The organism is Streptomyces sp. NPDC047042 (assembly GCF_040644035.1).
Lineage (GTDB): Bacteria > Actinomycetota > Actinomycetes > Streptomycetales > Streptomycetaceae > Streptomyces.
Genome location: NZ_JBEYVP010000002.1, coordinates 23,326 through 49,639, shown reverse-complemented (window position 1 = coordinate 49,639; position 26,314 = coordinate 23,326). Strand labels below are relative to the sequence as shown.

Annotated in this window: 25 protein-coding genes; 6 read left to right on the top strand and 19 right to left on the bottom strand. The window is 70.6% G+C overall.

Annotated features, from left to right (window positions below; genetic code table 11):
* The 4 genes from ABZ855_RS02030 to ABZ855_RS02015 form a co-directional block, all read right to left on the bottom strand.
* A complete protein-coding gene (locus ABZ855_RS02030; protein ID WP_360799427.1) occupies positions 1–1,848 on the bottom strand; it encodes an acyl-CoA dehydrogenase in 1,848 nt (615 codons plus the stop codon).
* Positions 1,849–1,910: 62 nt separating this feature from the next.
* A complete protein-coding gene (locus ABZ855_RS02025; RefSeq protein WP_360799424.1) occupies positions 1,911–3,131 on the bottom strand; it encodes a beta-ketoacyl-ACP synthase II in 1,221 nt (406 codons plus the stop codon).
* Complete coding sequence (locus tag ABZ855_RS02020) at positions 3,128–3,370, bottom strand: acyl carrier protein (RefSeq protein WP_360799421.1); 243 nt, start codon at positions 3,368–3,370, stop codon at positions 3,128–3,130. Before ABZ855_RS02020 ends, ABZ855_RS02025 begins: the two co-directional genes overlap by 4 nt.
* A gap of 58 nt (positions 3,371–3,428) precedes the next feature.
* Entirely contained in the window at positions 3,429–4,448 is a 1,020-nt protein-coding gene (locus tag ABZ855_RS02015; protein ID WP_360799418.1) for a beta-ketoacyl-ACP synthase III, read from the bottom strand.
* Between the two features lie 141 nt (positions 4,449–4,589).
* On the opposite strand from ABZ855_RS02015, the gene ABZ855_RS02010 reads away from it, so the two are divergent.
* Positions 4,590–5,975, top strand: a complete 1,386-nt coding sequence (locus ABZ855_RS02010) for an FAD-linked oxidase C-terminal domain-containing protein (RefSeq protein ID WP_360799415.1) — start codon at positions 4,590–4,592, stop codon at positions 5,973–5,975.
* Here ABZ855_RS02010 and ABZ855_RS02005 read toward each other — a convergent pair.
* From ABZ855_RS02005 to nagZ, 10 genes are all read right to left on the bottom strand, one after another.
* Positions 5,953–7,110 (bottom strand): hypothetical protein, encoded by a 1,158-nt coding sequence (locus tag ABZ855_RS02005; protein ID WP_360799412.1) that lies wholly within the window; start codon positions 7,108–7,110, stop codon positions 5,953–5,955. The genes ABZ855_RS02010 and ABZ855_RS02005 overlap by 23 nt on opposite strands.
* A complete protein-coding gene (locus ABZ855_RS02000; RefSeq protein WP_360799409.1) occupies positions 7,107–8,321 on the bottom strand; it encodes a cytochrome P450 in 1,215 nt (404 codons plus the stop codon). The genes ABZ855_RS02005 and ABZ855_RS02000 overlap by 4 nt, the downstream gene beginning before the upstream one ends.
* Before the next feature lie 15 nt (positions 8,322–8,336).
* Positions 8,337–9,026, bottom strand: a complete 690-nt coding sequence (locus ABZ855_RS01995; protein ID WP_360799406.1) for an RraA family protein — start codon at positions 9,024–9,026, stop codon at positions 8,337–8,339.
* Positions 9,023–9,295, bottom strand: coding sequence for a hypothetical protein (locus ABZ855_RS01990; RefSeq protein WP_360799403.1), 273 nt, complete (start codon positions 9,293–9,295; stop codon positions 9,023–9,025). The genes ABZ855_RS01995 and ABZ855_RS01990 overlap by 4 nt, the downstream gene beginning before the upstream one ends.
* A gap of 34 nt (positions 9,296–9,329) precedes the next feature.
* Positions 9,330–10,529: an aminotransferase class III-fold pyridoxal phosphate-dependent enzyme gene (locus ABZ855_RS01985; protein WP_360799400.1), complete on the bottom strand. Its 1,200-nt coding sequence runs from the start codon at positions 10,527–10,529 to the stop codon at positions 9,330–9,332.
* A complete protein-coding gene (locus tag ABZ855_RS01980) occupies positions 10,508–11,749 on the bottom strand; it encodes a pyridoxal phosphate-dependent aminotransferase (RefSeq protein WP_360799397.1) in 1,242 nt (413 codons plus the stop codon). Before ABZ855_RS01980 ends, ABZ855_RS01985 begins: the two co-directional genes overlap by 22 nt.
* 2 nt (positions 11,750–11,751) lie before the next feature.
* Positions 11,752–12,702 (bottom strand): transketolase C-terminal domain-containing protein, encoded by a 951-nt coding sequence (locus ABZ855_RS01975; RefSeq protein ID WP_360799394.1) that lies wholly within the window; start codon positions 12,700–12,702, stop codon positions 11,752–11,754.
* A complete protein-coding gene (locus tag ABZ855_RS01970; RefSeq protein ID WP_360799391.1) occupies positions 12,699–13,703 on the bottom strand; it encodes a thiamine pyrophosphate-dependent dehydrogenase E1 component subunit alpha in 1,005 nt (334 codons plus the stop codon). The genes ABZ855_RS01975 and ABZ855_RS01970 overlap by 4 nt, the downstream gene beginning before the upstream one ends.
* A gap of 80 nt (positions 13,704–13,783) precedes the next feature.
* Positions 13,784–14,353 carry a class I SAM-dependent methyltransferase gene (locus ABZ855_RS01965; protein ID WP_360799388.1) on the bottom strand — a complete coding sequence of 190 codons (570 nt, stop codon included), beginning with the start codon at positions 14,351–14,353 and terminating at the stop codon, positions 13,784–13,786.
* A 204-nt stretch (positions 14,354–14,557) separates the two neighbouring features.
* Positions 14,558–16,813 carry a beta-N-acetylhexosaminidase gene (gene nagZ / locus ABZ855_RS01960; protein ID WP_360799385.1) on the bottom strand — a complete coding sequence of 752 codons (2,256 nt, stop codon included), beginning with the start codon at positions 16,811–16,813 and terminating at the stop codon, positions 14,558–14,560.
* 149 nt (positions 16,814–16,962) lie between these two features.
* On the opposite strand from nagZ, the gene ABZ855_RS01955 reads away from it, so the two are divergent.
* The 3 genes from ABZ855_RS01955 to ABZ855_RS01945 all read left to right on the top strand — a co-directional run bounded on the left by ABZ855_RS01955 (position 16,963) and on the right by ABZ855_RS01945 (position 19,519).
* Positions 16,963–18,393: a histidine-type phosphatase gene (locus ABZ855_RS01955; protein ID WP_360799382.1), complete on the top strand. Its 1,431-nt coding sequence runs from the start codon at positions 16,963–16,965 to the stop codon at positions 18,391–18,393.
* A gap of 13 nt (positions 18,394–18,406) precedes the next feature.
* On the top strand, positions 18,407–18,835 hold the full coding sequence (locus ABZ855_RS01950) for a DUF6153 family protein (RefSeq protein WP_360799379.1): 429 nt from the start codon (positions 18,407–18,409) through the stop codon (positions 18,833–18,835).
* Positions 18,836–18,901: 66 nt separating this feature from the next.
* Complete coding sequence (locus tag ABZ855_RS01945) at positions 18,902–19,519, top strand: DUF305 domain-containing protein (protein WP_360799376.1); 618 nt, start codon at positions 18,902–18,904, stop codon at positions 19,517–19,519.
* Positions 19,520–19,618: 99 nt separating this feature from the next.
* Here ABZ855_RS01945 and ABZ855_RS01940 read toward each other — a convergent pair whose 3' ends face one another.
* From ABZ855_RS01940 to ABZ855_RS01925, 4 genes are all read right to left on the bottom strand, one after another.
* Positions 19,619–21,058: a HAMP domain-containing sensor histidine kinase gene (locus ABZ855_RS01940; RefSeq protein ID WP_360799373.1), complete on the bottom strand. Its 1,440-nt coding sequence runs from the start codon at positions 21,056–21,058 to the stop codon at positions 19,619–19,621.
* Complete coding sequence (locus tag ABZ855_RS01935) at positions 21,059–21,796, bottom strand: response regulator transcription factor (protein ID WP_360800244.1); 738 nt, start codon at positions 21,794–21,796, stop codon at positions 21,059–21,061.
* A gap of 212 nt (positions 21,797–22,008) precedes the next feature.
* Entirely contained in the window at positions 22,009–22,953 is a 945-nt protein-coding gene (locus ABZ855_RS01930; RefSeq protein ID WP_360799370.1) for an NADP-dependent oxidoreductase, read from the bottom strand.
* 101 nt (positions 22,954–23,054) lie between these two features.
* Entirely contained in the window at positions 23,055–23,630 is a 576-nt protein-coding gene (locus tag ABZ855_RS01925; protein ID WP_360799367.1) for an NAD(P)H-dependent oxidoreductase, read from the bottom strand.
* 293 nt (positions 23,631–23,923) lie between these two features.
* On the opposite strand from ABZ855_RS01925, the gene ABZ855_RS01920 reads away from it, so the two are divergent.
* Positions 23,924–24,427, top strand: a complete 504-nt coding sequence (locus ABZ855_RS01920) for a MarR family transcriptional regulator (RefSeq protein WP_360799364.1) — start codon at positions 23,924–23,926, stop codon at positions 24,425–24,427.
* A 111-nt stretch (positions 24,428–24,538) separates the two neighbouring features.
* Here ABZ855_RS01920 and ABZ855_RS01915 read toward each other — a convergent pair whose 3' ends face one another.
* Positions 24,539–25,522 carry a helix-turn-helix domain-containing protein gene (locus ABZ855_RS01915; protein ID WP_360799361.1) on the bottom strand — a complete coding sequence of 328 codons (984 nt, stop codon included), beginning with the start codon at positions 25,520–25,522 and terminating at the stop codon, positions 24,539–24,541.
* A gap of 179 nt (positions 25,523–25,701) precedes the next feature.
* Here ABZ855_RS01915 and ABZ855_RS01910 point away from each other — a divergent pair, with 179 nt between their 5' ends.
* Complete coding sequence (locus ABZ855_RS01910; protein WP_360799358.1) at positions 25,702–26,202, top strand: cupin domain-containing protein; 501 nt, start codon at positions 25,702–25,704, stop codon at positions 26,200–26,202.
* Positions 26,203–26,314 lie beyond the last annotated feature (112 nt).

Genomic DNA, 26,314 nt, shown 5'->3' with positions numbered 1-26,314 from the left:
TCACTTCCCTCCGCCGGTGAGTGACTGGAACGCGGAGACGTAGTCGTCCGCGGCTATCGGGGCGCGCAGCAGCTCTGGCGACAGCCGGAAGCCGTCGATCAGCAGCGATGTGTACGGCAGGACGCGGGTGCACACCTCGTCGAGCAGATCGGGCAGCGCCCGCACCTCATCGGCGGTCAGCGCACCCTGCGCCAGGTACCAGCCCGCGTCGCGCCGCACCTCGGTCAGCGCGTAGAGCAGGGCCAGTTCGCGCAGCGCCGCGCGGACGGACGGGTCGTGCGCCTCGCCGACGGCGGCCTCGAAGGCTTCGAGGGCCACCCGTACCGCTCGCGTACGGGCCATGGCGAGCGCGGAGTTCATCGTGGAGTTCCACGCCTCGAAGTACGTGCGCCCGCTGTCGTCGGACATCCGGGCACGGCCCTCCTCGTGCAGGGACCGCTCCCGCTCACCCAGGATCTCCACCAGCAGGCGCACGTCCAGGAGACCGTGGGGGCCACGCTCGGCGCGCGTCGCCCCGGCGGTCTCGGCGGCGGGCCGGGCGAGCAACTGGCCCGCGGTGGTCGCGAGGAGCACCTGGTTGTCGCCCTCGGCGGTGACCAGGCCCTGGAGCAGGGAACCGTAGTCCGCGATCCGGTTGGCGCTGAAGATGCCCTGGGCGCCGCAGCGCTCCCGGCAGACGGCGACGGTCTCCGTCATCTCCCAGGTGGTGAGGGCCTTGGTGAGCGCGATGAGCACCCCCAGCTCGGCGGAGATCTCGCCGGTCTCGCGCAGATAGGCGCGCTTGGCATGGTTGAGCAGGAAGGTCATCGCGTAGACCTTGGCCAGCTGGGTGAAGAGGGACAGCTGGTGGCTTCGGTACTCGATGACGGGCATGTCGTTGCGGCCGGGAGCGTTGGTGAGCCGCCGCGCCGCGTACCTCAGGGCGATGTACACGCTCGCCCGGCCCGCTCCGACGGCCGCGCTCGACACACAGAGCCTGCCGGGCTGGATACGGCTCATCGCCTTCAGGAACCGCTTGCGCTGGTTGCCCGCGCCGGGCTTGAAGGCACCCTCCGGCGTGAACTCGCCCATGTCGCCGAGGAGCAGGTTACGGCGGGGCACGCGTACGTGGTCGAACCAGGTCAGGCCGTTGTCGAGGCCCTGTACGGGTTTCTCGGGGCAGGGCGCGGCGCGGATGCCCTCGCACAGGCCCCCGGCGTCGCTGATGCGGACCACGAAGGGATAGACGCCGTGGTCCTTCCCGTCGGCCTTCAGCCGGGCCAGTACCACCGCGACCTTCGGGACATCCTGAAAGCCGCTGTACGACATGTACTTCTGGGCGAGCGGGTCCGGCGTGTTGATCACGAAGGTCTCGGTGTGCCGGTCGTACACCGCTTCCGTGCGCAGCGCCGCCACGTTGTTGCCGTAGCCGAGCTCGGTGGCCATGTACGGGCCGAACGACTCCAGGCTGTCGAGTTCCTCGAGGTGGTCCTTGAGGTCCTCCCGGTCACCGCCGTGCTCCGCCACGGTGCCGAGGCAGAGGTTGTAGTGGACCATCAGCAGCGAGAACGTCGACACGTCCAGCAGAGAGGGCCATTCGGCCAGCGCGAACAGCCGGCGCGGGTTCTTCAGGATCTCGAGCGGCCGCTCGAGGCGCCCGTGCACGAAGCGGGACCGCTCGTAGGCCAGCCGCCCCGCCTCGGGCAGGCTCAGTCCGTCGCGGGCGTCGAAGGCCGGGTCCAGCAACAGCGCACGGATGTCGGCGTGCACGTCCTCATAGGTACCGTCGAAGATCAGCCGGCTCAGCTCCGCGCGACCGGCATCACCCTCGTCGGACTCGGCCGGCCCCAAAACCGTGGCACTGGTCATCGCGTCTCGGTCTCCTCATGTGCGTGGTCGGTTCATGTGCGTGGTCGGTCAGGGCTTCGGGGTCAGGCGGCGATCAGCAGAGCCGTGTTCTGGCCGCCGAAGCCGAAGGAATTGCTCAGCGCGATGTCGACGGAGCCGGGGCGCGGCTCCTTGTAGACGAGGTCCACATCGATGCGGGAGTCCGGCTCCTCGAGATTCGCCGTCGGGGGGACAAGCCCGTGGTGCGCGGCGAGCGCGGCGAAGGCCGCCTCGATGGCGCCGGCCGCGCCGAGCGGGTGTCCGGTGACCCCCTTCGTGGAGCTCACCGCCGCGTCGGTGCCGATCACGCGGCGAATCACACTCGCCTCGACGACGTCGTTGAGCGGGGTGGAGGTGCCGTGCGCGTTGACGTACCGCACGTCGGATCCGCGCACCCCGGCGTCGGTGAGCGCCGCGCGTACCGCCAGTTCGGCGCCTCGTCCCTCAGGATGCGGGGACGTCACATGGTGGGCGTCGGCCGAGGCGCCGTAGCCGATGACCTTCCCGTACGTGCGCGCACCGCGTGCCCTGGCGTGTTCCTCGGATTCCAGGACGACCACTCCGGCACCCTCGCCGAGGACGAAGCCGTCCCGTGTCGCGTCGAAGGGCCGTGACGCCGTCCCCGGTGAGTCCGTGCGCCGCGACAGCGCGCGCATCCGGGCGAACGTCGACGCGTACAGGGGCGTGACGGGGGCCTCCGCGCCGCCGGCGACGACGATGTCGGCGACACCGGTCCGCAGCATCTCGCGCCCGATCCCGATGGCGCTGGCACCGGATGCGCAGGCCGAACAGGGCGCCAGACAGGGGCCGTTGGCGCCGATGTCGATCGCCAGCTGGCCGGCCGCCATGTTGAGCAGCCCCATGGGCAGGGTCATGGACGAGACTTCCGAAGGGCCCTCCTCCAGGAGGACCCTGTGCTGGGCCTCGAGCGTCGCCGTACCGCCGGCACCCGAGCCGATCACCACGGCCACCCGGGCGCTGTCCGCCCAGGCCCCCGGCCTGAGGCCGGCATCGGCCAGGGCCTCGCGCGCGGCCACGATGGCGAACTGCGCGTACCGGTCGAACTGCCAGGCGTTGCGCAGTCCGCTGCGTGCCGGGGAGAAGTCCGGTACCCGGCACGCGATGTCCACGGGAAGGTCCGTCAGTCCGGCATCATGGGCGGCCGTCTGCTTCGCCCCGAGGACGTTGCGCCAGTTCTCCTCGACCCCGATCCCGGCCGGCGTCACCAGCCCGATTCCGGTGATCGCCGCGCCGAAGGGAGTCATCGGACGTTCACCCACTTCTTCTCGACCAGGGAGACCAGGTCGGAAACCACGGATATCTCGGACAGCTCCTCGTCGGAGATCTCCACTCCGAGCCGCTTCTTCACGGCGGTGGCGAGTTCGAGCTGGGAAAGGGAATCGAGACCCAGATCGTCGAAGGTCGCGTCCGGCGTGATCGACTCCTTGTCGATCTCGAACCTGGCGGAGAAGACCTCGATGACGGAATCCTGGACAGAGCTCATTCTTTTTTTCCTTCCGAAATAGTTGGCCTGACATTGACAGAACTCTTGGCGGGGCCGGCTACCGCACACCCTCGACCGGGATGTCCGGCCAGGTGAGCACGGTCGATCCCCAGGAGAGGCCCGCGCCGAACGCGGACAGCAGCACACGGTGACCGGGCCTGAGAGCGCCCGTGTGCGCGATGTCGTTCAACAGCAGCGGGACCGAGGCGGCCAGCGTGTTCCCGACCCTGCCGATGTTGACCGCGACGCGATCCCTCGCCAGCTCCAGTTCGTCCGCCACGGCGTTGACGATGCGGACGTTGGCCTGGTGGCCCACGAACCAGTCGACGTCCGCGACGGACCATCCGGTGCGGTCGAGCACACCGCGCGACGACTCGGCCATCCGCTCCACGGCCTGCTTGAAGAGCGGCCGGCCCTCCATCCGCAGATACCAGTCCTCGACCGGGACCGTGTCGTGGCCCAGTCCCGCCGAGGCCGAACGCTGACGCGAACCGCCCGCGGGGATGGCGAGCAGATCGGCGCGCGCACCGTCGCTGCCGAGGTCGAACACCCCGAGCGCTCCCGGCTCGTCCGCGTCGCCCCGGCGCAGAACCACCGCTCCCGCGCCGTCTCCGAAGATCGGCGCGGTGCCGCGGTCCTCGGGATTGACCAGAGTGGTGAAGGCTTCCGCCCCGATGAACAGCACGCGGTCGGCCACGCCCGATGCGATCAGTCCGCTGCTGGTGGCGAGCCCGTAGAGGAAACCGCTGCACGCCGACGTCAGGTCGAAGGCGGGCACCGTGCCGAGCCCCAGCAGATGCGCGACCTCCGGCGCCACCGCGGGGCACAACCGGTCGAAGGACGTGGTCGCGAGCACGACGGCGTCGACCGTCGCGGCACCGGCCGACTTCAGGGCCCGCACGCCTGCCTCGACGGCCAGATCACGGGTCGACATACCCTCCGACACCATGCGCCGCTCGGATATACCGGTCCGGGTCTCTATCCATTCGTGGGTCGAGTCGAGGGTCGTGCACAGATCGTCGTTCGTGACGATCCGAGGTGGCAGCCATGCCCCGATCCCCTCGATCACCGCCGCCATGAGAATCCCCCTTCGTCGATGATTCTTCGACGATTCTCCCCACCGGGCGCGGCCGGCTCAATTGACCTTTGGTGCATACACCTTCGACCGTGAACCAAAGACCAATTGCGAGGCCACGAAATCCGTGGATAACGTGCTCACGTGGATATAAAAGCCCTGGAGAAAACGGTTCTGGAAATCGCGCAGGCCCTTCCGCCCGGGCGCGTCGTCACCGATCCCGCCCTCCTCGCCTCCTACGCGCGGGACCAGGCGGACACGGCCCCCTATGCGATACCCGCCGCCGTCGTACGACCGCACGAGACCGCCGAGGTCGCGACCGTGGTCGCCGGCTGCGCCGCGCGGGGTGTTCCCGTCGTGGCCCGGGGAGCGGGTACCGGCCTGTCGGGCGGAGCCAACGCGGTGCCCGGCTGCGTGGTGATCTCCTTCGAGGCGATGAACCGGATCCTGGCCATCGACCCGGACGAACGCGTCGCGGTCGTGCAACCCGGCGTCGTAAACGACGAGTTGAGGGAGGCGTGCGCACAGCGTGGGCTGTGGTACCCACCCGATCCGGCCAGCTCCCCGTGGTCGACCATCGGCGGCAACGTCGCCACCAACGCGGGCGGCGTGTGCTGCGTGAAGTACGGGGTCACCCGTGACTACGTGCTGGGGCTGGAGGCCGTGGTGGGCCGCGGCGAGGTGGTCCGGCTCGGCCGCCGCACGGCCAAGAGCTCCGCCGGGTACGAACTCGCCGGCCTGATGGTCGGGTCCGAGGGAACCCTGGGTCTGGTCACCGAGGTCACCCTGCGGCTGCGCGGGGCCCGTTCCCCGGAACGCACCGTCCTCGGCTACTTCGACGACCTGGCCGCCGCAGGGCGCGCCGTCGCGGCCGTGACCGCTTCGGGTGTGGTTCCCAGCGCGCTGGAACTCGTCGACCGCTACTGCCTCCAGGCGGTGGACGACTGGAAGAACATGGGCCTGACCGACGGTGGGAGCGTGCTGCTGCTCGCCCGGACGGACGCCCCGGGAGCGGCCGGCGCCGACGAGGCCGACACCGTCGTACGGGCCTTCCGTTCGGCGGGCGCGACGTCCACCGGGCAGTCGTCCGACAAGACCGAGGCGGAGGCTCTGTTCGCGGCGCGAAGGCTGGTCTACCCCGCGCTCGAACGGCTCGGTTCGGTGCTCACCGAAGACGTCTGCGTGCCGCGTATGCGCGTGCCCGAGATGCTCGAACGCATCGAACGCATAGCGGCCGGCCAAGGTGTGCGCATCGCGAGCCTCGCGCACGCCGGGGACGGCAACCTGCACCCCATGGTGGTGGTGGCGCACGGCGACGGGGAGGCCCGCCGACGCGGCCACGAGGCCCTGGAGCAGATCGTCGACGAGGCGCTCGGCCTGGGCGGCACCGTCACCGGCGAACACGGCGTCGGACTGCTGAAGATGCGCGGTCTGACCGCCGAGTTGAGCACGGTCGTACTTGACCTGCACCGGCGGGTCAAACACGCCCTGGACCCGGCGGGCATCTTCAATCCCGGCAAGGTCTTCTGACCGCCGCCCTCAGGACCTCGGGCCAGCCGTCCGGGTCCCCGCCGAGGTGGCCGTGGATCCACTCCGCCCAGCGGTCCAGGCCGAAACCCACACAGGCGGAGTGGGCGGGTGTGCCGTCGGGCAGGGTGATGCCGAACTCGAGCCCGAAATGCTGCCTGTGCAGATTGACGGAGGTGACGGCCACCGCCGGCGAACCGTCCGCCGACTGTCCGCGCAGTTCGTGCTTGAGGCTGAGCGCCGACTGGTAGCCCAGCAGGTCGGCACGCTCGGAGGTGAAGAAGGGATCGCTGGCCGTCGTGAGCGTGCTCGGCAGCCCCACGTCACGGGCGAGGTCGGTGACCGCGTCCAGCATGGCGTCGCGGAACGACCTGGCGCCGGCGGCGTTCCCGACGTACACCAGCTCCCGCATGTCGAACGACCACAGGCGGGTCGCGACGGCCCGCGCCCCGACCTCGTACCGGCCGCACATGCCGCGCGCGGTGAGGACGGTGGGCGCGGGCAACGCGCCGTCCGCGAGTCCGGCGAACAGGTTCATGCACACCGCGGGCGCCAGGGCCACGGGGGCGGGGGTCAGCTCGGCCGCCGCGGCCACCGGGTCCGGCGCCCCGGCGAACCGGTCGAGTGACCGCAGGTCCTCCCGCACCACCGCGCAGGTCGTCAGGTGCTGGGGGAAGTTGCGCGTGTATCCGGTGCGGCGGAGCGTCTCCCAGGACACCAGGTGCGGCACGAGCCGCTCCGCGGCACCCACGTCGTCCGCCAGTCCGAGGAGGACGGTGTCCAACGCCCGTACCAGCCGGGCCAGTTCACTTCCCCCGACGCGCAGTCCCGTTCCCACCCAGGTGGCGTCCGACCCTGGCGCGCCGGAGCCGGCGGGGCCGTCGAACTCGTGCAGCACATGCGGCGGGCGCGCGGTCTCCAGCGCCGCCCTCGCGTGGGCCTCGTCGAGCAGCCCGGCGGTCACCTCGGTGCTGTGACCGGGCTTCGCGAGGTAGCGCACTGTCGCCCCGGGCTCCGTGTGCTCCAGCGAGAACCCGCCGTCGCCCGGCAGACAGTAGGGCAGCAGATCCTCGAACGTCCTGCGCTGGGACGGTGCCAGCGGCGCCGGCGCCCGCCAGGTCACCATGTCGCCGCTCATGTCGTCCTCACCGCGTCGTCCCCGGACCGGAGCCGGTAGACGCATTCGAAGTCACGGACCGTGCGGAAGGTGCGGCCCTGTGCGGGGGCCAACGGCCCACCGCGGAGCCCGAGTTCCCCGACCCGGTCCAGGACGCCGTGCAGCACGATCTCCAGCTCCTGCTGGGCCAGTCCCATGCCCAGACAGACGTGCCGTCCCATGCCGAAGGTGAACGGTGTCCTGATCGTCCGCTCCGGGTCCCACACGTGCGGGCTCGGGTACACGGCGGGGTCGCGGTTCGCGCTGGCGAGCACCACCTGGAGCGGCGTGCCCACGGGGATGTCGACGCCTCCGAGCGTCACATCCCGGGCGGCGAAGCGCAGAGTGACGTGCAGGGGCGGTTCGTGACGCAGTGTCTCGGTCACGACCGCGCGGACCAGAGAGCGGTCCTCGCGCAGACGGTGGAAGACCTCCGGCTCGGCGGCCACCCGGCTGAGCACATTGGTGATGCCCGCCGCCGTCGTCTCCGTGCCCGCCGCGAGCAGCAGGACCGAGGTGTTGACGACGTCGGCCTCGTCGAGAGTCCCGTTCTCGGCCAGCGCGTTCAGCAGGCCGTCGGCCCCCGGGCGGGCCGACAGGGCCGCACGCAGGTAACTCCGCAGCTCCCCGCGCGCGGCGACGACCTGCTCCAGACTCACCGTGCCGTGGTCCACGTACTCCACCAGGGGCCGCATCAGCTCTCGCAGCCGGCCGGCATCGCCGTCGGGGAGACCCATGACGTGACAGACGACGGCCATGGGCAGCTGCTCGGCGAGCCTGGTGACGAAGTCGCGGTGCCCGCGCGTCAGGAGGTCGTCCAGCATGCGCCCGGCCAGCGGCGCGACCACGCGGCGGCCGAACTCCGTGGCCGCCCGCGGCCGGAAGGGGTCGGCCGCCGCCGACCTGAGCCGCGTGTGATGCTCGCCGTCCTGGTCGAGCATGGTCGGCCCGAAGGCCCGGCGGCTGACCCGGAAGGGGTGGAAGGCGGTGAAGTCGGGCGAGGTCATCACCCGGCGTACGTGTTCGTAGCCGAACACGAAGTAGGCGCCGTAACGCCGCGACAGAGACACGGGATCGTTCTCCCGGTACCAGTCGTAGGTCGGCCAGGGGTCCCGCTGGAAGTCCGCCGCCGCGAAGTCGATGTCGTGAACGGGCCCGGTCTCCCGCAGGCTGTCCTTCGCCCTGGTGGGCACGTGCGGCCTCCTCGGCTAGGGGTTGAACTTGAGGGGGCCGGAGCCCGCGATGAACTCGTCGAGACCCGTGAGCTCGGCCAGGGTCCGCCCTTGCTCGCGCATCGTCCGGCGCAGCCGGTCCTCCCGCTCGCGCAGTACCGCGCCGGAGGCGAGCACAGCCGACACATGACTCTCCGGCAGCATCAGGAAGCCGTCCTCGTCACCGAAGATCCAGTCGCCGGGGGCCAGCCGGCATCCCGCCACATCCACCGTGTCGGGCACGGCCTCGGCCAGTACGGAAGTGGTCCGCGCCGATACGAAGTTGACCTCGGTGGAGAACACCGGCACCGGGATGTCGGCGATCGCCTCCAGGTCCCGTACCGCGCCGTTCACCACGATCCCGCCCAGTCGCTGTACCTCGGCGGAGGCGACGAAGATGTCACCCGCCAGTCCCTCGGACGGGCTGATCTCGTTGTGGATGAAGAGCACCCAGCCCGGAGGAGCCGCGGCCAGCCCCTGGAGGCAGGGCAGCATGTCGTCGGACGTGGTGACGGGGAAGACCGGTCCGCACACCCGGGGCAGGCCGTTGCGTGCCACCAGGGGAAGTGGGAGCGGGTTGGTGAACTCGGCCGCGCTGTCGGCGAGTTGTGCGCAGGCCACCTCGGCGAAGCGACGCCGGAAGGTGGCGATCTGTTCCTCGCTGTATTTCGAGGACACGGTTGTCATCGGGTGCCCGCCTCCTCTGTCTGGACGAGCTCCCACAGACCACGCATGGTGTAGAAGCTCTCGATGTCGTGCTCGGCCAGGTCGAGGGAGCAACCCGTCAGTGTCTCGATGAAGACGATCATGCGGATCACCGAGAAGGACGTGACCAGGCCGAGGTCGAAGAGGTTGTCGTCGTGCCCGAGACTTTCCAGTCCGGCCCGTCCGGCGTCGTCCGGCTGTATCGACAGCAGGAATCCCCGTAGCTCGTCGTAGAACTTGGCGCTTTCCATGAACTCTCCTCACTTGTCCGTGTGATGGGACGGGTCACGCCCTACTGCCGGCCAGCACTCCGCCCACCACATCGAGGCCTTCGGTGATCTGTTCGAGGGGTGTGGTCAAGGGGGGAGCTATCCGGATCCGCTGACCTCGTACGCCCCCCTGCAGCATCAGCACTCCTTCGTCGAAGGCCGAGCGCACCGCCTCGGCGCCGGTCACCTTCGTCGGCTCGAACGACAGGGCCGGGCCCGTGACATGCAGTTCGCGCACCAGACCATCGGCGGACCACTTCTCGGCACGGTCACGGAAGAGCTCCGCGACACGCTCGCCCATGTCGGCCACCGGGTTGCTGTCGAGGAAGCCGAAGACCCGAAGCCCGGCGCGGAATCCGAGAGTCGCCGTCTGGAAGGTGTGCGCGAGGTGCACCCGCCCCCCGACGGAGTTCTCCAGTTCGGACCGGTAGACGACGGCGGAGAGCGGAAACGCCCCGTTGGTCAGGGACTTGCCGAACAGGACGATGTCAGGCGTGAGCCCCCACGCCCGTGACGGACTCAGCGAGCCGTGCCGGTGGAAACCGCACTGGATCTCGTCCGAGATGGTGAGCACCCCGTTCTTCCGCGCCGCTGCTTCCAGTTCCGCGAGCCAGTCGGTGTCCAGGGGCACATAGCCGTTCGCGCCCTGGACGGGTTCGTAGACGACTGCCGAGACGTCCTGCCAGGTCTCCGGTAAGGAGCCGACGGGCAGGTGCTCGATCTGCGCGGACAGCAGCGCGGACAGTCCGGTGTCCTGAAGGGCGATGTCGCGCTGCACGGTCGTCGCGGCCAGCGCGTCCAGACCGAGTCCGTGGAAGGCCCCTTCGATGGCCAGGACGCGTCCCGGCCGGTGCCGGCGAGCCAGCGCGAAGGCGGTGGACACCGCGAAGCTGCCGCCCACCTGGTACAGAACCCGCCGCTCGCCACCGACCGCGGCGCACAGCCGCCGGGAGAGCGACTCGGCCTCTTCCGGATAGAACAGGGCCGAGATGTCCGAGCCCTGGGAGAGAACCTCTTCCACGTACGGGTTGCGGTGCCCGAAGTTGACGGAGGCGTAGGCCGACATGAAATCGGAGCACGTGCGCACCCGGCCGTCGGTGCCGCGGAGCACGAGGGTGGCGTTGTCGGCGTCGACCAGCACATACGGTTCTCCCAGCGCCCCGCTCTCGTCGAGGCCGCTGAGCCGCCGGCTGCCTAGGGAATCGCGTTCGCCCATGCCGTTCCTTCCAGAAAGATTCGCATACGTCTCATCGCTTCGGTCAGCCGCTCGATCGATTGCGTACAGGCGATCCGGACATGTCCGGCGCCCTGTCGGCCGTAGACGCTGCCCGGCACCACCGACACCCCTGTCCCGTCGAGCAGACGGCGGGCGAACTCCCGGTCCGACAGCCCTGTGCGCGTGATGTCGGGGAACAGGTAGAGCCCCTCACCCACCGCCGCCGACCGGATACCGGGCATGGTGACGAGTTCGCCCTGTACGAGGTGTCTGCGACGGGCCGCTTCGGCCACTCGCCCGGCGAGCCACTCCCGGCTGTTCAGGGCGGCGGGGATGATCCGCTGGACCATGGACGGCATGCAGCAGGCGGTGTTCACCATCAGGTCCGCCAGATCCTTGGCCAACTCCGGCCCGGTGATGGCGATTCCGGCCCGCCACCCGCACATGGAGTGGCTCTTGGACAGGGACTCCATGAACACCGTCCGCGGATGCTCCGCGAGCTCTCCGTACAGGGACGGCCGGCCTCCGCCCGGCTTGAACTCCCGGTAGGCCTCGTCGAAGACCACGTACAGTCCGTTCCTGTCGACGACCTCCATGATCTTCTCGGTCAGTTCGTCGGGGACGACCGAACCCGTCGGATTGTTCGGTGAGTTGACGATGATCAGTCGGGTGCGCCGGGTCATCAGGGAGCCGATCTCGTCGGCGTCGGGCAGGAAGCCGGTCTCACGGCGCAGCGGATAGGGCACCGGAACCGCGCCCGCGAGCCGGACCAGCTCCGCGTACGGCGGAAATCCCGGATCCGGCAGCAGCACCTCGTCCCCCGGCCCCACAACAGCCAGCAGCGTGAGGTAGAGGACCAGGTTGCTGCCCGGCACCAGCACGACCCGCGCCGGGTCGACCCGCGTCCCCATCAACTCCGTATAGGCGGCGCCGACTTGAATCCGTACGTCAAGATCTCCGGCCGCCTCCGTGTACCGCCGGCCGCCGTCCGCGCAAGCAGCCGGCAGCGCGTCGAGCACGGCGGGCGGTGGCCGCCAGTCCGGCTCGCCCAGCTCCAGATGCACCACGTCCCGGCCCGCCGCCTCGAGGCGCGCGGCTTCGGCCCGTACGGCGAACGCCGAACCGCGTTCGAGGCGACGGACCGGCGCCGATCGCGACCGGGTGTCCATGGTCGCGGAAGTGGTCCGGGGCGCGGTCGCGGCCGTCTCCGCGAAACCCACCGTCAAACCGCCTTCAGCAGCTTCGACGCGACGTCCACCACGTCCTGCTCCAGCGGCCAGGTGTGCTGTTCCAGGGCGGGGGTCGACGGCACCGGCACGTCGGGGCAGCACACGAACCCGACCCTGCCGCCCAGCCTCGCGGCCAGTCCCTCGACGTCGTGCAGCGCGGAGAGGATCTGGGCGGGGGCGCCCGAGCGGGGCCCGTCGTCGACGAACACCAGGCGACCGGTGCGACGCACGGACCGCGCGATCGTGTCGACATCCAGCGGAACGAGGGTCCTGGGGTCGATCAGATCGCAGGACACACCCTGTGAGGCGAGCAGCGCCGCCGCCTTCACCCCGACCTGCACGGCTCCGCCGATGGCCACCACCGTCACGTCGGAACCGGAACTCAGGGTGGCCGCCCGGCCGAAGGGGATCGGCTCGGCTGCCAGGGCGGCCGCCAGGCGCACACCGCGCGCCAGCTCCGGCGCGACGAAGAACAGGGTCGGGCCGTCCTCCCGGACGGCTGTGCGCAGCAGACCGCACGCGTCCTCCGCCGATCCCGGCACCACCACCCGGAACCCGGGAAGCTGCATGAACACCCCGTACGGACACTGCTCGTTCTGCGGACCGAGCTGCTGACGGCCGCGGGTGGCCGAGGTGACGACCATGGGCACCCGGTAGCCGCCGTCGGACATGTAGTGCAGCCTGGCCGCGTGGTTGGCCAGCTGATCCATGACGAGGTAGGTGAAGGACGCGCGGTTCAGGTCGACGACGGGCCGCAGTCCGGTCATCGCGGCCCCCACCCCCATGCCGGTCATGGCCTGCTCGGATATGGGACACGTGCGGACGCGCTCGGGCCCGAACTCCCGCCGCCAGGGCTCCGGCGTGCTGGTGGCGAGGAGGACGATCCGCTCGTCCCGGCGCATTTCCTCTTCCAGTACGAGGTCGAGCACGGCCAACTCGTTCATGACGCCTCCGGCCAGATGTGGGTGAAGACCTGGCTCCGCTCGGGCCACGGCGCGTTCCGGGCTCGCTGCACAGCGTCCGTGACGACGGCCGACGACCGTTCCTGGGCACGGTCCAGCTCCTGCTGCGCGACTCCGTCGGCCAGCAGCCGCCGGGCCAGCAGGATCAGCGGGTCGCGCGCCCGCCAGTGACGCAGCTCTTCCTCCGGGCGCTTCTCCGTCGACGGTTTGTCGAACTGGAGGTGGAACTCCGTCAGATACGTACGGGCCTCGATGAAGGTGGGTCCCGCTCCGGCACGCGCCGCCGACACCGCGTCACCGGCCGCGCGGTGTACAGCCGTCACGTCGTTCCCGTCGACCGGGACGGCGCGCATCCGGTGCCCCTGAGCCACCCTGAGCAGCGAGGTCTCCGGGTACACCTCCTCGGTGCGGGTACCGCCCTGGTAGCCGTTGTGCTCGCACACCATGACCAACGGGAGGCGCTGCGTCACGGCCATGTTGAGTGTCTCGTGGACCACTCCGCTGCCCAGCGCCCCGTCGCCGAAGAAGACCACGGCCACTCCGCCGGTGCCGCGGACCTGCTCCGTCATCGCCGCCCCGGCCGCGATCGGAATGCCCGCGCCCACCAGGCCGCTGGAGACCAGGATGTTGTGGTCCGGGTCGGAGATGAGTGCCGCCGCCTTGCCGCCGCACAACCCCGTGCTCCTGCCGAACAGTTCGGCGGTCAGAGCGACCGGTGAGGTGCCCCTGGCCAGCGCGTGCCCGTGTCCGCGGTAGTGGCTCACCAAGTGGTCGCGCGGCTCCAGCGCGGCGCACACTCCGACGGCGACGGCCTCCTGACCGACGTACGGATGGACGGGCCCGACCACCTCGCGCGCGGTCCGCAGTTCCATCATGCGGTGTTCGTACGCGCGAATGAGGCTCATCGTCTCGTAGAACGACAGCAGATCCTGGGAAGAGCTCATGTCCTTGCCCGGGGCATCCACCAGCCCGGTATCACTCATCAGTCGTCTCCTGGAGTGAGGGAAAAAGAATCGCGTGCGGCAACACGAAAGACGCCGTGGAATGAACGGACCGCATTACCTCAGTCGCGACGCCTGGCGGCCACCATGATTCCGCTGCCCACAGGGAGATCCGCTGCCACGAGACGCGGATCGGAGAGAATCGCGTCGCGTACACGGGTCACCGATGCACGATGCTCGGCGGATTGGTAGCGGGACAGGTCCATATCGTCGACGACCAGAATTCCAGAGGGCTGCAACGCCGATACGGTGAGGTCGAGTCCGGACCATTTTCCGCCTTCGGCGTCGGCGAAGACCAAGTCGAAGCGCCCCAGTCGCGGAAGCTCCTTCTCCGCGTCGGCGACCCGCACCTCGAGCCAGTCCGGCCACGCGAACTCCCGGGCCGCGGCGGCAAGTTCCGGATCCCGCTCCAGCGTGAGCACCGTGACGTCGCTTCGCTGCCCGAGCCCCGAGACCAGCCAGGCCGCACCGACGCCGGCGCCGGTGCCCAGCTCCAGAACCCGCCCGCCGGAAGGAACGGCACTCGCGAGAGTGGCAAGGAGCCTGCCCACCATTTCCTCGCAGGAAAGCGCGAATCCCCGCGCCTCCGCGGATTTCAGAGCCTCAACAACAATGTCGGGAACGTCACTCATCGCAGTCCAATTCCTTGCATCCCGTACCTGCGGGCAGGCAGCAACTCGGCCGGATTGTCAGTGCGATGCGACGAACAAAGTGACGTACTGTGTCGGCGTCTCTTCACCCAACTCCCCGTAACCACCCGACCAATCATTCCGGTGGCCAACCCTCGGGTCAATCGACCTTTGGTACAGGGCGGATGCTGCGGATGCTGCGGCGGCTCAGACACCCCCGACCAGAACCTCGGCCAATGCCCGCAAATTCACCCGACCCCGCCCGAACGAACACAACGCACCGGCGGCGCCTCCGCCATGGCCACCGCCACCGGGCAACCCCGTCTCCACCACCACGGCATCCCCCCGCCCGGCCACCAACCGCTCCCGCAGCTCCCCCTGCCACGGATACAGCCCCGCGTCCGCCGTAGCCACCACCAACGGCACCCCCGCGGCCCGCCGCAGAATCCCCTCGACCAGCGCCCCCGGCTCCACCGGCGCCTCGTTCAACGCCACCCCCGAAGCCGTCGGATCCAACGCCCGCACCGCACTCAGCAGATCCTCCCCACCCCAGTTCAACGCGGGATGCGGCGAAGGAAACAGATCAACGACATAGACCCCCCGCAACCCAACCCCCACACCCGACCGAACCACCCCGTCCACCCCGTCCACCCCGGCCACCCCGGCCACCCCGGCCACCCCGGCCAACCCGGCCACCCCGGCCAACCCAGCCGCCCCGGCCATCGCAGCAGACCCCGGGGACCAAGACGACCTCACCGCCCCGCCCGACCGGGCAACCCCGTCCACCCCGTCCACCCCGTCCACCCCGTCCACCCCGTCCACCCCGTCCACCCCGTCCACCCCGTCCACCCCGTCCACCGCAGCAGACCCCGGGGACCCAGCCGACCCCACCACCCCGGCCGACCCCGGGGACCCAGCCGACACCGCCGCCCCGTCCAGCCTGGCCACCCCGGCCACCCCGGCCACCCCGGCCAACCCAGCCGCCCCGGTCACCGCAGCAGACCCCGGGGACCCAGCCGACCCCACCACCCCGGCCGACCCCGGGGACCCAGCCGACCCCACCACCCCGGCCGACCCCGGGGACCCAGCCGACCCCACCACCCCGGCAGCCCGGGCCACCGCAGCAGACCCCGGGGACCCACCCGCCCCCGCCACCCCACCCGATCCTGCTACCCCGCCCGACCCTGGGGACCCACCCGCCCGGGCAACCTCGCCCGCCCGGGCCACCCCGTCCACCCTGTCCACTGCAGCAGCCCCCGGGAACGACCCCGCCACCCCGCCCGACCGGGCCACCCCCGCGAAACCACCCCGAACAGCCCGGCGAGCCGCCTCAAGCCCGGCCTCCGCGTCCCCCCCGCCGACCCCGCCGGAGACACTCACTCCCCCTCCGCCCACCCCGCCAGAGACACCCGCCGCCCCTCCGCCCACCCCGCCGGAGGCGTACCGCTCGGCCAAGCCCCGTACCCGGCCCGCCGCCTCCCGTACCCGCTCCTCCGCGAGGAACCCCTCGCGCAGCGCGTCGATCACCGCGTCCCGGCAGGCCAGTGTCGTCGTCAGGTCCGGTACCGCCACGATCACCTGGTCCGCGCCCGCCGCGAGGGCGAGCCGCGCGCCGGCCGCCTCGCCGTACCGGTCCGCGATCGCCTTCATCTCCAGCGCGTCGCTGACCAGCACCCCCTCGAACCCGAGCTCGTGCCGGAGCAGATCACCCAGGATGCGACGGCTGAGCGTCGCGGGCCGTTCCGGATCCAGCGCCGGGTACACCACATGCGCACTCATCAGCATCGGCACCCCCGCCGCCACCGCCGCCCGGAACGGCTCGACATCGGCGAGGATCTCCTCGTACGACCGCGGGTCGACCGCCATCTCGTGGTGGCTGTCGGTCACCGTGCCCCCGTGGCCCGGGAAGTGCTTGGCGCAGGACGCCACCCCGCGCGCCTCGGTGGCCGTGATCCACGCCCGGAGATGACGCGCGGCGAGTTCCGGGTCGGCACCGAAGGAACGGGTGCGGACGATCGGGTTGTCGGGGTGGTGCTGGAGGTCGGCCACGGGGGCGTACGAGACGCTGATGCCGAGCGAGGCGAGGTGACCGGCGAGGGCGTCGGCGCAGCGGGCGGTGAGGTCAGGGTCGTCGACGACGCCGAGGGCGTACGAGCCGGGCACCTCGGGCGCGCCCGCGGCGACGAGGTGGCCGATGCCGCCGCCCTCGTTGTCGATGGCGACCAGAAGATCGGGGCGCAGGGCGCGCAGCTCGTCGGTGAGACGGCGGACCTGGTCCGCGTCACGGACGTTTCGGGTGAAGAGGATCACCCCGCCGAGGCCCCGGTCGATGAGCCCCTTGAGGGTGTGCGGGACACCGGTGGTGCCGTCGAAACCGGCGACAAGGCACCGGTGGACGGCTTCGTCGAGGTCGGCGGGGAGGCCGCTGGCCGGGTGTTGCTCGGTCTGCTGCGTCGACGTCATCGGGTGGCCTCTGGGGTCTCGCGAGTAGGACCTAGATGATAGAAGTCACCAAATCTCCCGCACAAGGTGAATCAAACAACCAGAACCGCACCCCGCATCGGCCATTCCACGGCCACCCCCGGTTCATCCCCACCCCCCACGATGCGCCCATGAACCGTGCCACCCTGGCCCTCGCCTGCACCGCCCCCCTGTGCGCAGCCCTGCTGGCCACCGCACTCCCCGCCCACGCGGCGGAACGCTCCGCCGGCTCCGGCAGCTACGACAGCTACGACAGCTACGACAGCTACGGCACGAAAGCCTCGTACACCCCCCAGCAGAGCCCGCGCGGCTACCAGCAGCCGCCGAAGGGCTTCGTCCCGGTGTTCACGGAGAATGTCTCCCGGCACGGCTCCCGGGCCGCGACCGACAGCTCGGACGGCGACCTGATCCTCAAGCTGTGGGACCAGGCCGCGAGCGAGGGCCAACTGACCGCGCGCGGCAAGGAGTTCGGGCCGAAGGTGCGGGCCCTGCTCAACGCGATGGCCGAGGTCGGCTACGGCAACCTCAGCGGGCGCGGGAAGAGCGAGATCGCCGGTACCGCCGTACGGATGGAGAAGCGGCTGCCCGGTCTCTTCGCCGGCATCGCGAAGAACGGCGAGAAGATCGACGTCGTCAGCTCCGGACAGGGCCGTGCAGTCGACAGTGGCAAGCTCTTCGCCGACACCCTCGCCGCCGCCGACCCGGCCCTCGAGCCCCTGATCGGCCCGGCCCGCACCGACAAGGACCTGCTCTACTTCCACAAGGCCGCCGGTGGCGCCGCCTACCGCGACTACATCGCGAACGACCAGCGCCTCGCCTCCACCCTCGCCTCGATCACCGACCAGCCGAAGACCCACCGCGCAGCGTCCGACGTACTGCGGAAGATCTTCAAGAAGCCGTTCGTGCAGCGGATCGTCGACGGCGAGTTCGCGGCCGGCGTCGGCAGCGCGGTCGACGCGGCCGAGGCGGTCTACAACCTGTACGGCATCGCCCCCGCGATGAGCGCCGAGAGCCCGGGCGGCAAGGGCTGGCACATGGACCGCTACATCTCGCAGCGGGACGCGGCCTGGTTCGGGTACCTGAGCGACGCCGAGGACTTCTACGAGAAGGGCCCCGGGTTCACCGGCAGCGACATCACCTACAAGATGGCGGGCGTCCTGCTCGACGACTTCTTCAAGAAGGCCGAGACCGCCGGGAACAGCGCTCCCGGCCCGAACACCCTGGGCGCGGAACTGCGCTTCACGCACGCCGAGGAGATCATCCCGCTGGCCGCGCTGATGGGCCTGCCGGGCAGCACGCAGGGGGCGACCCCCGAGCGGCCGTACACCTACGGCGACAACCCGTGGCGGGGCGCGGCGGTGGCGCCGATGGCCTCGAACATCCAGTGGGACGTGTTCCGCAAGAGCGATACCACTCTCGACACCACTCTCGGCACCACTCTCGTACGGATGCTCTACAACGAGAAGGAGACCGCGTTCAAGGCGGGCTGCCGACCGGTGGCCAAGGGCAGCAAGTTCTACGCCCTGGATGAGCTGGAACGCTGTTTCGCCCGTACTTCCTGACAAGATGCTCCATGTGACAGCCCGCGCACAGCGACAGCAGCGCACCCACCGCCGGTTCTGGTGGGTGCGGGCGTTCGTCGTGCTCGGGCTGCTGGCCGGTGTCCTCGCGATGCACGGCCTCGGGCCGGGCGGTATGCCGGCCGGGACGACGGACGCCTCCCACCACGGCGTCCAGGCCCAGCAGATGAGCTTGAGCATGCGGGCCGGGCCGACCGACGAGTCCGTCTGCCACGGCATGGGCTCGCACGGGGGCCACACCCAGCACGCCGACGCGACCTGCGCGTCCGGCGCCGTCCCGGCGGGCCACACGCTCCCCGCCCTCGTGCCCGACCCGGCCGGCGCCTCGGCCCCGGCCGCCCGCACCGGCCACTCGCTGCCCCGGTCCCCCGAGGGCGCGAGAGCGCCACCCTCCCTCGCCGAACTCCAACTCCTGCGGATCTAGAGGTCCCCGCACGCCACCGGCGTGCCCCCACACCTCAATTTCCTTTCGCACAGCAGGAGTTCCAGCATGCGCACAACCCGCAAGACCTTCGTCGCCCTGTCCGCCGTCGCCGCACTCGCCCTCACGCTCACCGCCTGCGGCAGCGACGACGGCAACAGCGACAAGAGCAGCGGCAGCAGCGTGAACAACAGTGGCGCCGACGCGGGCGCGGCGGCGGGCGCCGAGGACTACAACGCCCAGGACGTCACCTTCGCGCAGGGCATGATCCCCCACCACAAGGGCGCCCTGGAGATGGCGGAGGAGGCGGCGGACAAGGCCTCGTCGCCCGAGGTCAAGGACCTCGCCGCCCGCATCGAGAAGGCCCAGGCACCGGAGATCGAGACCATGTCCGGGTGGCTGAAGACCTGGGGCAAGGACGTCCCGACGTCGACGGAATCGATGCCCGGCATGGAGTCCATGGAAGGGATGGAGTCGATGCCCGGCATGGACCACTCCGCCGCCGGCAAGGAGTTCGACAAGAACTTCCTGACGATGATGATCGAGCACCACAAGGGCGCCGTGACGATGGCCACGACCGAGAAGGCCAAGGGCAAGTACGGCCCCGCCACCTCCATGGCCGACGACGTCATCCGCACCCAGAACGCGGAGATCACCGAAATGAACAAGCTCCTCGGCAAGAGCTGACACCGAGAATCGCTGGTGAGTCGGCCGGCCACGGTCACGACAAGGGCCGACCGGCTCACCGCCTCAGCCCTCCCCCCAACCCTCTCCTCAACCCTCTCCTCAGCCCTCTCCACCCACCGTGAACCCGATGACCGCCCCGCCCCCGTCCCGCTGGTTGGCGAACGGTGCCCCGCCGTGTGCGATCGCCACCTCACGGACGATCGACAGGCCGAGCCCCGAGCCGGGCAGGCTACGGGCGTCGGCGGCACGGTAGAAGCGGTCGAACAGGCGCACGAGATCGCCCTCGGCGATACCGGGCCCCCGGTCGAGCACCTCCACCCGGATCGCACCGTCCCGTACGCCCTGGCGTCCCCGCTCCGGTCCGGTGACCGCGATCTCGATCGGCGCCCTGCCGCCCCGGTCGAACTTGGCCGCGTTCTCGACGAGGTTGGTCATCGCGCGCTGGAGCGCGGCGGGACGCGCGTCGACGGCCGTGTCCCCGCTCGCCCGGACGACGACCTCCCGCCCGGTGCGCCGCCGGGCCACCACCGCGACCTCGTCCGCGAGGTCGGCGAGGTCGATGCGCTGCTTGGGCTCGGTGTCCGACTGCCCGGCCGCCAGATCGACCAACTCGTTGACCAGGTCGGTGAGTTCGCGTGCCTCGAGGGCGAGGTCGTCGACCAGGTCCTCCCGGGCCGCGGGCGGCAGTTCGTCGATACGGCGGAGCAACGAGATGTTCGTACGCAGGGAGGTGAGCGGGGTGCGCAGCTCGTGTCCCGCGTCCTGGACCAGTCGGCGCTGGTCCTCCTCCGACTGGGCGAGCCGGCCGAGCATCCGGTCGAAGGAGCGCCCGAGGCGCCCCACCTCGTCGGACCCCGTCACCGGCACCTGGATGCCGAGCCGGCGGGTGCGGGCGACGTCCTCGGCGGCGGAGGCGAGGATGCGCAGCCGGTGGGTGATCCGCCGGGCCAGCCACCACCCGAACAGCCCGGCCGCGACGACGACCGCCGCCACCATCAGGATCGTCCGCTGCTGAAGCTCCCGCAGCAGGTCCTCCGTGTCGCTGAACTCCTGCGCGACCTGCACCGCGCCCCGCCCGGCACCCTCCTGGCCGTCCCGCCCGGCGCCGCCCAGCGAGACGGTCGCGATGCGGTAGACGTCCTTGCCGACGTCGACGTCCTTGTGCAGCACGGCGAGCCCGGCGACCGGGGAGGCGGCGATCCGGCGGTCTTCGGCGGTGACGGGCAGCCCCGGACTGCCACCGTCGATGATCTCCCCGGCCGCCCCGAGCACCTGTACGTCGGTACGGCTGGGCCGGACGATGTCGTGCCCCGGCTCGGACGACGAGAAGTCCTGCGGGGTCATCGTGTTGTGCCGCACCTCGTCCTGGAGGTCCTCCACGACCTCGGCGAAGGCGGACTGCTGGTCCACCCGGACCAGCCGCGCGGCGGCGTCGTACGACAGGAAGCCGACCAGCACCGTCACCCCGGCCGCCACGGCGGCGAACGACACGGCGAAGGTGGTCCGCAACGAGGCCAGCCCCTCCCTCCGCAGGGCCACTCAGTCCTCCCGGAGGACGTAACCCACGCCGCGCACCGTGTGGATCAGCTGCGAGGCGCCCGGCTCGTCGAGCTTTCGGCGCAGATAACCGACGTACACGGCGAGATTCTTGGAGCCGGGACCGAAGTCGTAGCCCCAGATACGGTCGTAGATCGTGGAGTGGTCGAGCACGATCCCGGCGTTGCGTACGAGCAGTTCCAGCAGCTCGAACTCGGTGCGGGTCAGCTCCAGCTCCCGCGTCCCGCGCCACACCCGCCGCGCCTGGAGATCCATCCGCAGCCCGGCGGCGGTGAGCTGCCGCTCGGGGACGGCGGGCTCCTTCGCCAGGTGCGACGCGGGTACGCCGGCCGGGGCGACGCTCCTGAGGGGGCGCTGCTCGTCGGGGGCGGTGCGGCGCAGCAGCGCACGGAGGCGGGCGAAGACCTCCTCCACGTCGAACGGCTTCACGACGTAGTCGTCGGCGCCCGCGTCGAGCCCGGCGATCCGGTCGGCGGTCTCGACGAGCGCGGTGAGCATCAGGATCGGCGTCCGGTTCCCCTCGGCACGCAGCACCCGGCACACCTGGAGCCCGTCGATGCCGGGCATCATCACATCCAGGACGAGAACGTCCGGCGGAGTGCGATGCGCCTGGGCAAGCGCCTCGACCCCGTCGGCGACCGCGGTGACCCGGTACCCCTCCAGAGTCAGGGCCCGCTCCAGGGCGTGACGAATGGCACGATCATCCTCAGCGAGCAACACGGTTTGCGACACCCACCAAGTGTGCCAAGCCCCCCTCTTACTCGCCTCTCACTCTCACTCCCGCTCACCAGTCGTCGCTGTGGCACGGCACGCCGAGGTGTCGCCTACGGCCGGCGGTGTGGCGCTCGCATCGCTCCGGCCATCGTGCGTCAGCACCGCGGCGATTTCGGGGTCCACGTGCCACGGCCCTTTCCCCCGGTGGAGGTGCGGCATCAGTCGGCGGACGGGACGACGATGATCTTGCCGTGCACCGCGCCCTCGGCGGCACGTGTGTGCAGCGTCGGCAGCTCGGCCAGCGGCACCCTTTCGGCGACGGCGACGCGTAGCTCGCCGCGGTCGATCAGCGCCACCAGTTGCGCCAGCTGGTCGGCGTCGCTGCGGACGAACAGGTCGATGCCGCGCACGCCGCGGTCCTCGTCCGAGGGTGCGGGCATCCAGACCGTCGTGTTGACCAGGGCCCCACCCGGGCGAACGAGGGTGACGAGCGCGGCCAGTTCCGACGGGTCGACCGGTGCGAGGTTGAGCGCGAGGTCGACCGGCTCGGTCACCGCCGCGGTCACGCTGGTGGTGGTGTGGTCGATGACCTCGTCGGCACCGGCTGATCGGACCGCTTCGCCGCTGCGCGGGCCGGCCGTGGCGATGACGTGGGCACCGGCGTTCTTGGCCTGCTGTACGGCGTAGCCGCCGACCGCTCCGCCGGCGCCGTTGATCAGCACGCGCTGCCCGGCTGCCAGCTTGCCGTGCTCGAACAGCGCCTGGTACGCGGTCAGGCCGACGAGCGGCAGTGCGGCGGCGTCGGGCAGCGGGACGTTCTCGGGGGCGCGTGTCAGGACCTCGGCCGGCGCGAGGACGTACTGCGCGGCGGCGCCGGTCCCGTCCATCGGCAGGAAGCCGATGACGTCGTCGCCGACGGCTATGCCGTCCACGCCCTCGCCCAGCGCGTCGACGGTGCCGGCGACGTCGATGCCCGGGGTGTGGGGCAGGTCCACCGGGATGGGGCCGCGCATGAAGCCGGCGCGGATGTTGGCGTCGACGGGGTTGAAGGACGTGGCGGCGACGCGGACGCGGACCTCACCGGCCCCGGGGACGGGCTGCTCCACGTCCTCGTAGCGCAGGACGTCGGGGTCGCCGTACTCGTGGAAACGTACTGCCTTCATGTCGGTTCTCACCTTCATCACGATCCGAGTTGCTTCGAATTCGAAGTAACTATTGAGGACAGTATCTCTACTTCGAATTCGAAGCAAGTGCTGTCGGTCGGTCACTGCCGGGGCGCGCGCATCGACGCGGCGAGTTCCGCGGCGGCTTGGTCGATGCGGGCGCGCAGCCGCGCCGCGTCGCTGTGGGTAGCGGCCCGCCAGTCGGCAGGGCCGGCGATCACGACCGTGGGCACGGGTTCGGCGTGCACGTCGGTCAGGCGTCCACGCATCACCCGCGCGAGGTCGGGCGACTGCCGGTCGGAACCACTGTCGAGCGCCAGCAGCACCGGCATACAGGAGAGGACTTTGTGCCCGAGGACGGTGAGGAACGAGTCGAACACCTCGCTCGGAGACGCGGCGACCACCGGGGTCGCCGCCACCAGCCCGTCGGCCGCCCCGACCGCCGCGCTCGCCTCCCGCAGGTCGAGACTGACGCGGCCCTGGCTGGAGTGCTGGGCGAGATCGGCCACCAGCCGGTGCAGCTCCACCACCTCCACCTCGGCGCGCGCACCGCCGGCCACCAGCGACCGGCACACTGCCTCCGCGACCCAGTCCGCGAGCCGGCGAGTCGGACGCGGATGGCCGACACCGGCGCTCACCACGGCCAAGGACACCGGAGCCCACGCGGCGGCGCTCATCCCGACATCGCGTTCATGGCTTCCTCTCCGCCGAAGACACTCCCGCCGATCCACTCGAGCCGCTGCTGGTCCTCACGTCGCGCGAGGCGGGGGATGCTTATGGCTGGTCCTCGGGATCCGTGGGCGGCGGCGCCGTCCCCCTGCTCGTAACCCTGCGCCGCGGCATTGCCCGATCTCCATGCCCTGGAGTGCTCAGTGGGGCCCAATGGGGCCCAGCACTGCCCACACCGGGCGCGCCACACGGCACACCACATTCTTCGCATTCTTCGAATTCGAAGCAGTAGACTGCGGTCATGCTTGATTCACCGCCGTCGCTCGACCCCGTTCAGCTCGGCGCCTACTTCGACCTCGTCGAGGTGACCAGCCTGCTCCGGCACGCGGTCGAGCAGCAGCTGCGTGAGAGCGGCGATCTCAGTTACGTGCAGTTCCAACTGCTGGCCCGCCTCGGAGACTCGCCGACGGGCAGCCACCGCATGACCGACCTGGCCGACGGCGTCGTCTACAGCCGCAGTGGCCTGACCTACCAGGTGGGCCTGCTCGAAAAGGAAGGCCTGGTCGTCCGCGCCCCCTCACTGGACGACGAGCGGAGCATCACCGTCACCCTCACCGAGGGCGGACGTGAGCTGCTCGCGAAGGTGCTGCCGGGGCACATCGAGGTGGTCAACGGCCTTCTGTTCGAACCGCTTTCGCGCGATGACGTGAAGGCTCTCGCCGGCCTGCTGGCGCCGGTGCGCGACCACATGCGCTCGACGCCGCCCCGCTCGGCCGCGTCCCGCCGCCGCAAGGGCGGGGCATAAGAACTCGACAGGCGTCGGAGCCCCGGCGACCGCAGCGGATCAGGACACGGCAGGACGCCGGGCAGCCGCAGTCGCCGGCGAACCGGAACAGGGCCGAGGCAGGCCGAGTCGTCAGACCGGTCGGCGTGCGAACTGCGCCGGTGTCGCTCGGTACTGCTTCTTGAAGGCGCGGATGAAGTGGCTGCTGTCGGTGAAGTGCCAGCGGGCGGCGGCCTCGGAGACCGTGAGCCGCGATCCGGGCGCGGTGAGCGCCGCGGCCGCTTCCTCCAGACGCCGGCGGCGGATGTAGGCGCTGAACGACTCGTCCAGACTCGCGAAGGCCCGCTGCAGGGTGCGGACGGAGACGTGCAGGTGCGTGGCGATCGCGGCAGGCGATAACTCGGCGTCGGTGAGCCGGGCATCGGCCAGGTCCTTCGCCGCTTGTGCCAGCGCCGGGGTGAAGGCGGGCTCGTGGTCGTCGAAGTGGTCGAGGAACAGTCCCTTGGCCAGTTCGAGCAGGGCGTTGCGGGCCGCGTGCGTGGCCGCCGGGCCGAGGTCGCTCACGGTCCGCTGGACCATGGTGGTGTGTGCCATGAGGACCCGTGCCGCCGGCGAGGTGGCCCGGCCGGCGCGTGGATTCCCGGCGACCAGGGACCGCAGGGGGTCGCCGGGGAAGAAGAAGACGCGCTTGCCGATCTCGGATGTGGTGCGGGAGCGGTTCCCCGTCACGACGTGGTGCATGAAGTAGGTGCCCGCCGAGACGTAGGCGTCACCGACGTGGTCGTGCGGGTCCCGTAGGGTCGTCACACCTCGCAGCCCGACGTACAGCCTGACGTGGTCGTTCTCGTACGTACCGGCCGGCCGGGTGCTTATGGGTGAGGAGCTCCAGGTCTCGTTGACGGCGGTGTCCTGCAGGGTCACCGAGCGCATGGATCCCCGGAAGCCGTCGATCGTGGAGGCGCTGAGCCCCGGCAGGGGGTAGAGGTCTCCCACGCGGTCGTTCCAGGTCTCGACGAACGGCTCCCACGCTCCGCAACCGGTGCCGGTGGAGCCCGCGTTGATGGTGAACCTGCCCGCCCTGTCGCTCGGCCCGCGGAAACGCGGTCTGCTGCTCATGTGTCCTCCGCGCCGGTGAAGGTGTCGCCGGGATCCCATCCGGTGTCGCAAACGTACACGCTCGATTCGCACACCCGTTCCTACTCTTGGCCCTGGTTCAACCAGTGCCGATCTTCCGCCCGCGAGGGGCGCCGACCGGGTTGATCCCCACCTGACCGACCTTCGAGGAGACAACCGCGATGATTCCCGACGACGATCCGTCCCGGTCCCTGACAGTGGCCCACCCGGACGACCCCGGCACCACATACGTCTCACTGGTCGGCAACACGTACGCCATGCTGGTCACCGGCGAGCAGACCGACGGCCGGTACTGCCTGATCGACATGCTCGTCCCCGACGGCGGCGGCCCGCCCCCGCACCGGCACGACTTCGAGGAGATGTTCACGATCCTCGAGGGCGAGATCGAGTTCACCTTCCGCGGCGAAAAGCACACCGTAGGGGCCGGGTCCACGGTCAACGTTCCGGCCAACGCGCCGCACAACTTCCGCAACATCTCGGGTGCGCCGGCCCGCATGCTGTGCATGTGCACCCCGGCAGGCCAGGACGAGTACTTCCTGCGCATCGGCGATGTCGTCGCGGGCAAGGACGCGCCACCGCCGCGGCTGTCGGAGGACGAGGTCATGGAGCGTCGCCGCCGCGCGGCCGAGTTGGCCTCGACCTACCGGAGCGAGTTCCTCTAGCCCACATTGGCCGGCGGGCCAGAGCGGCCCGCCTCCGAGAGTTCGAGGTGGCCTGGGACCACCGGCACACAGCCGGGCGAGTCGGGTGTGTGATCGTGATGAGCGGTTCGAC

Bases quoted from the DNA above. Each gene is read 5' to 3' on its own strand.
- ABZ855_RS01965 (WP_360799388.1), bottom strand. From the start codon at position 14,353: ATGAGTGACGTTCCCGACATTGTTGTTGAGGCTCTGAAATCCGCGGAG.
- ABZ855_RS02015 (WP_360799418.1), bottom strand. From the start codon at position 4,448: ATGGCGGCGGTGATCGAGGGGATCGGGGCATGGCTGCCACCTCGGATC.
- ABZ855_RS02005 (WP_360799412.1), bottom strand. From the start codon at position 7,110: ATGAGCGGCGACATGGTGACCTGGCGGGCGCCGGCGCCGCTGGCACCG.
- ABZ855_RS01920 (WP_360799364.1), top strand. From the start codon at position 23,924: ATGCTTGATTCACCGCCGTCGCTCGACCCCGTTCAGCTCGGCGCCTAC.
- ABZ855_RS02025 (WP_360799424.1), bottom strand. From the start codon at position 3,131: ATGACTCCCTTCGGCGCGGCGATCACCGGAATCGGGCTGGTGACGCCG.
- ABZ855_RS01930 (WP_360799370.1), bottom strand. From the start codon at position 22,953: ATGAAGGCAGTACGTTTCCACGAGTACGGCGACCCCGACGTCCTGCGC.
- ABZ855_RS01915 (WP_360799361.1), bottom strand. From the start codon at position 25,522: ATGAGCAGCAGACCGCGTTTCCGCGGGCCGAGCGACAGGGCGGGCAGG.
- ABZ855_RS01955 (WP_360799382.1), top strand. From the start codon at position 16,963: ATGAACCGTGCCACCCTGGCCCTCGCCTGCACCGCCCCCCTGTGCGCA.
- ABZ855_RS01975 (WP_360799394.1), bottom strand. From the start codon at position 12,702: ATGAACGAGTTGGCCGTGCTCGACCTCGTACTGGAAGAGGAAATGCGC.
- nagZ (WP_360799385.1), bottom strand. From the start codon at position 16,813: ATGACGTCGACGCAGCAGACCGAGCAACACCCGGCCAGCGGCCTCCCC.
- ABZ855_RS01970 (WP_360799391.1), bottom strand. From the start codon at position 13,703: ATGAGTGATACCGGGCTGGTGGATGCCCCGGGCAAGGACATGAGCTCT.
- ABZ855_RS01945 (WP_360799376.1), top strand. From the start codon at position 18,902: ATGCGCACAACCCGCAAGACCTTCGTCGCCCTGTCCGCCGTCGCCGCA.
- ABZ855_RS02030 (WP_360799427.1), bottom strand. From the start codon at position 1,848: ATGACCAGTGCCACGGTTTTGGGGCCGGCCGAGTCCGACGAGGGTGAT.
- ABZ855_RS01990 (WP_360799403.1), bottom strand. From the start codon at position 9,295: ATGGAAAGCGCCAAGTTCTACGACGAGCTACGGGGATTCCTGCTGTCG.
- ABZ855_RS01910 (WP_360799358.1), top strand. From the start codon at position 25,702: ATGATTCCCGACGACGATCCGTCCCGGTCCCTGACAGTGGCCCACCCG.
- ABZ855_RS01925 (WP_360799367.1), bottom strand. From the start codon at position 23,630: ATGAGCGCCGCCGCGTGGGCTCCGGTGTCCTTGGCCGTGGTGAGCGCC.
- ABZ855_RS01995 (WP_360799406.1), bottom strand. From the start codon at position 9,026: ATGACAACCGTGTCCTCGAAATACAGCGAGGAACAGATCGCCACCTTC.
- ABZ855_RS02020 (WP_360799421.1), bottom strand. From the start codon at position 3,370: ATGAGCTCTGTCCAGGATTCCGTCATCGAGGTCTTCTCCGCCAGGTTC.
- ABZ855_RS01985 (WP_360799400.1), bottom strand. From the start codon at position 10,529: ATGGGCGAACGCGATTCCCTAGGCAGCCGGCGGCTCAGCGGCCTCGAC.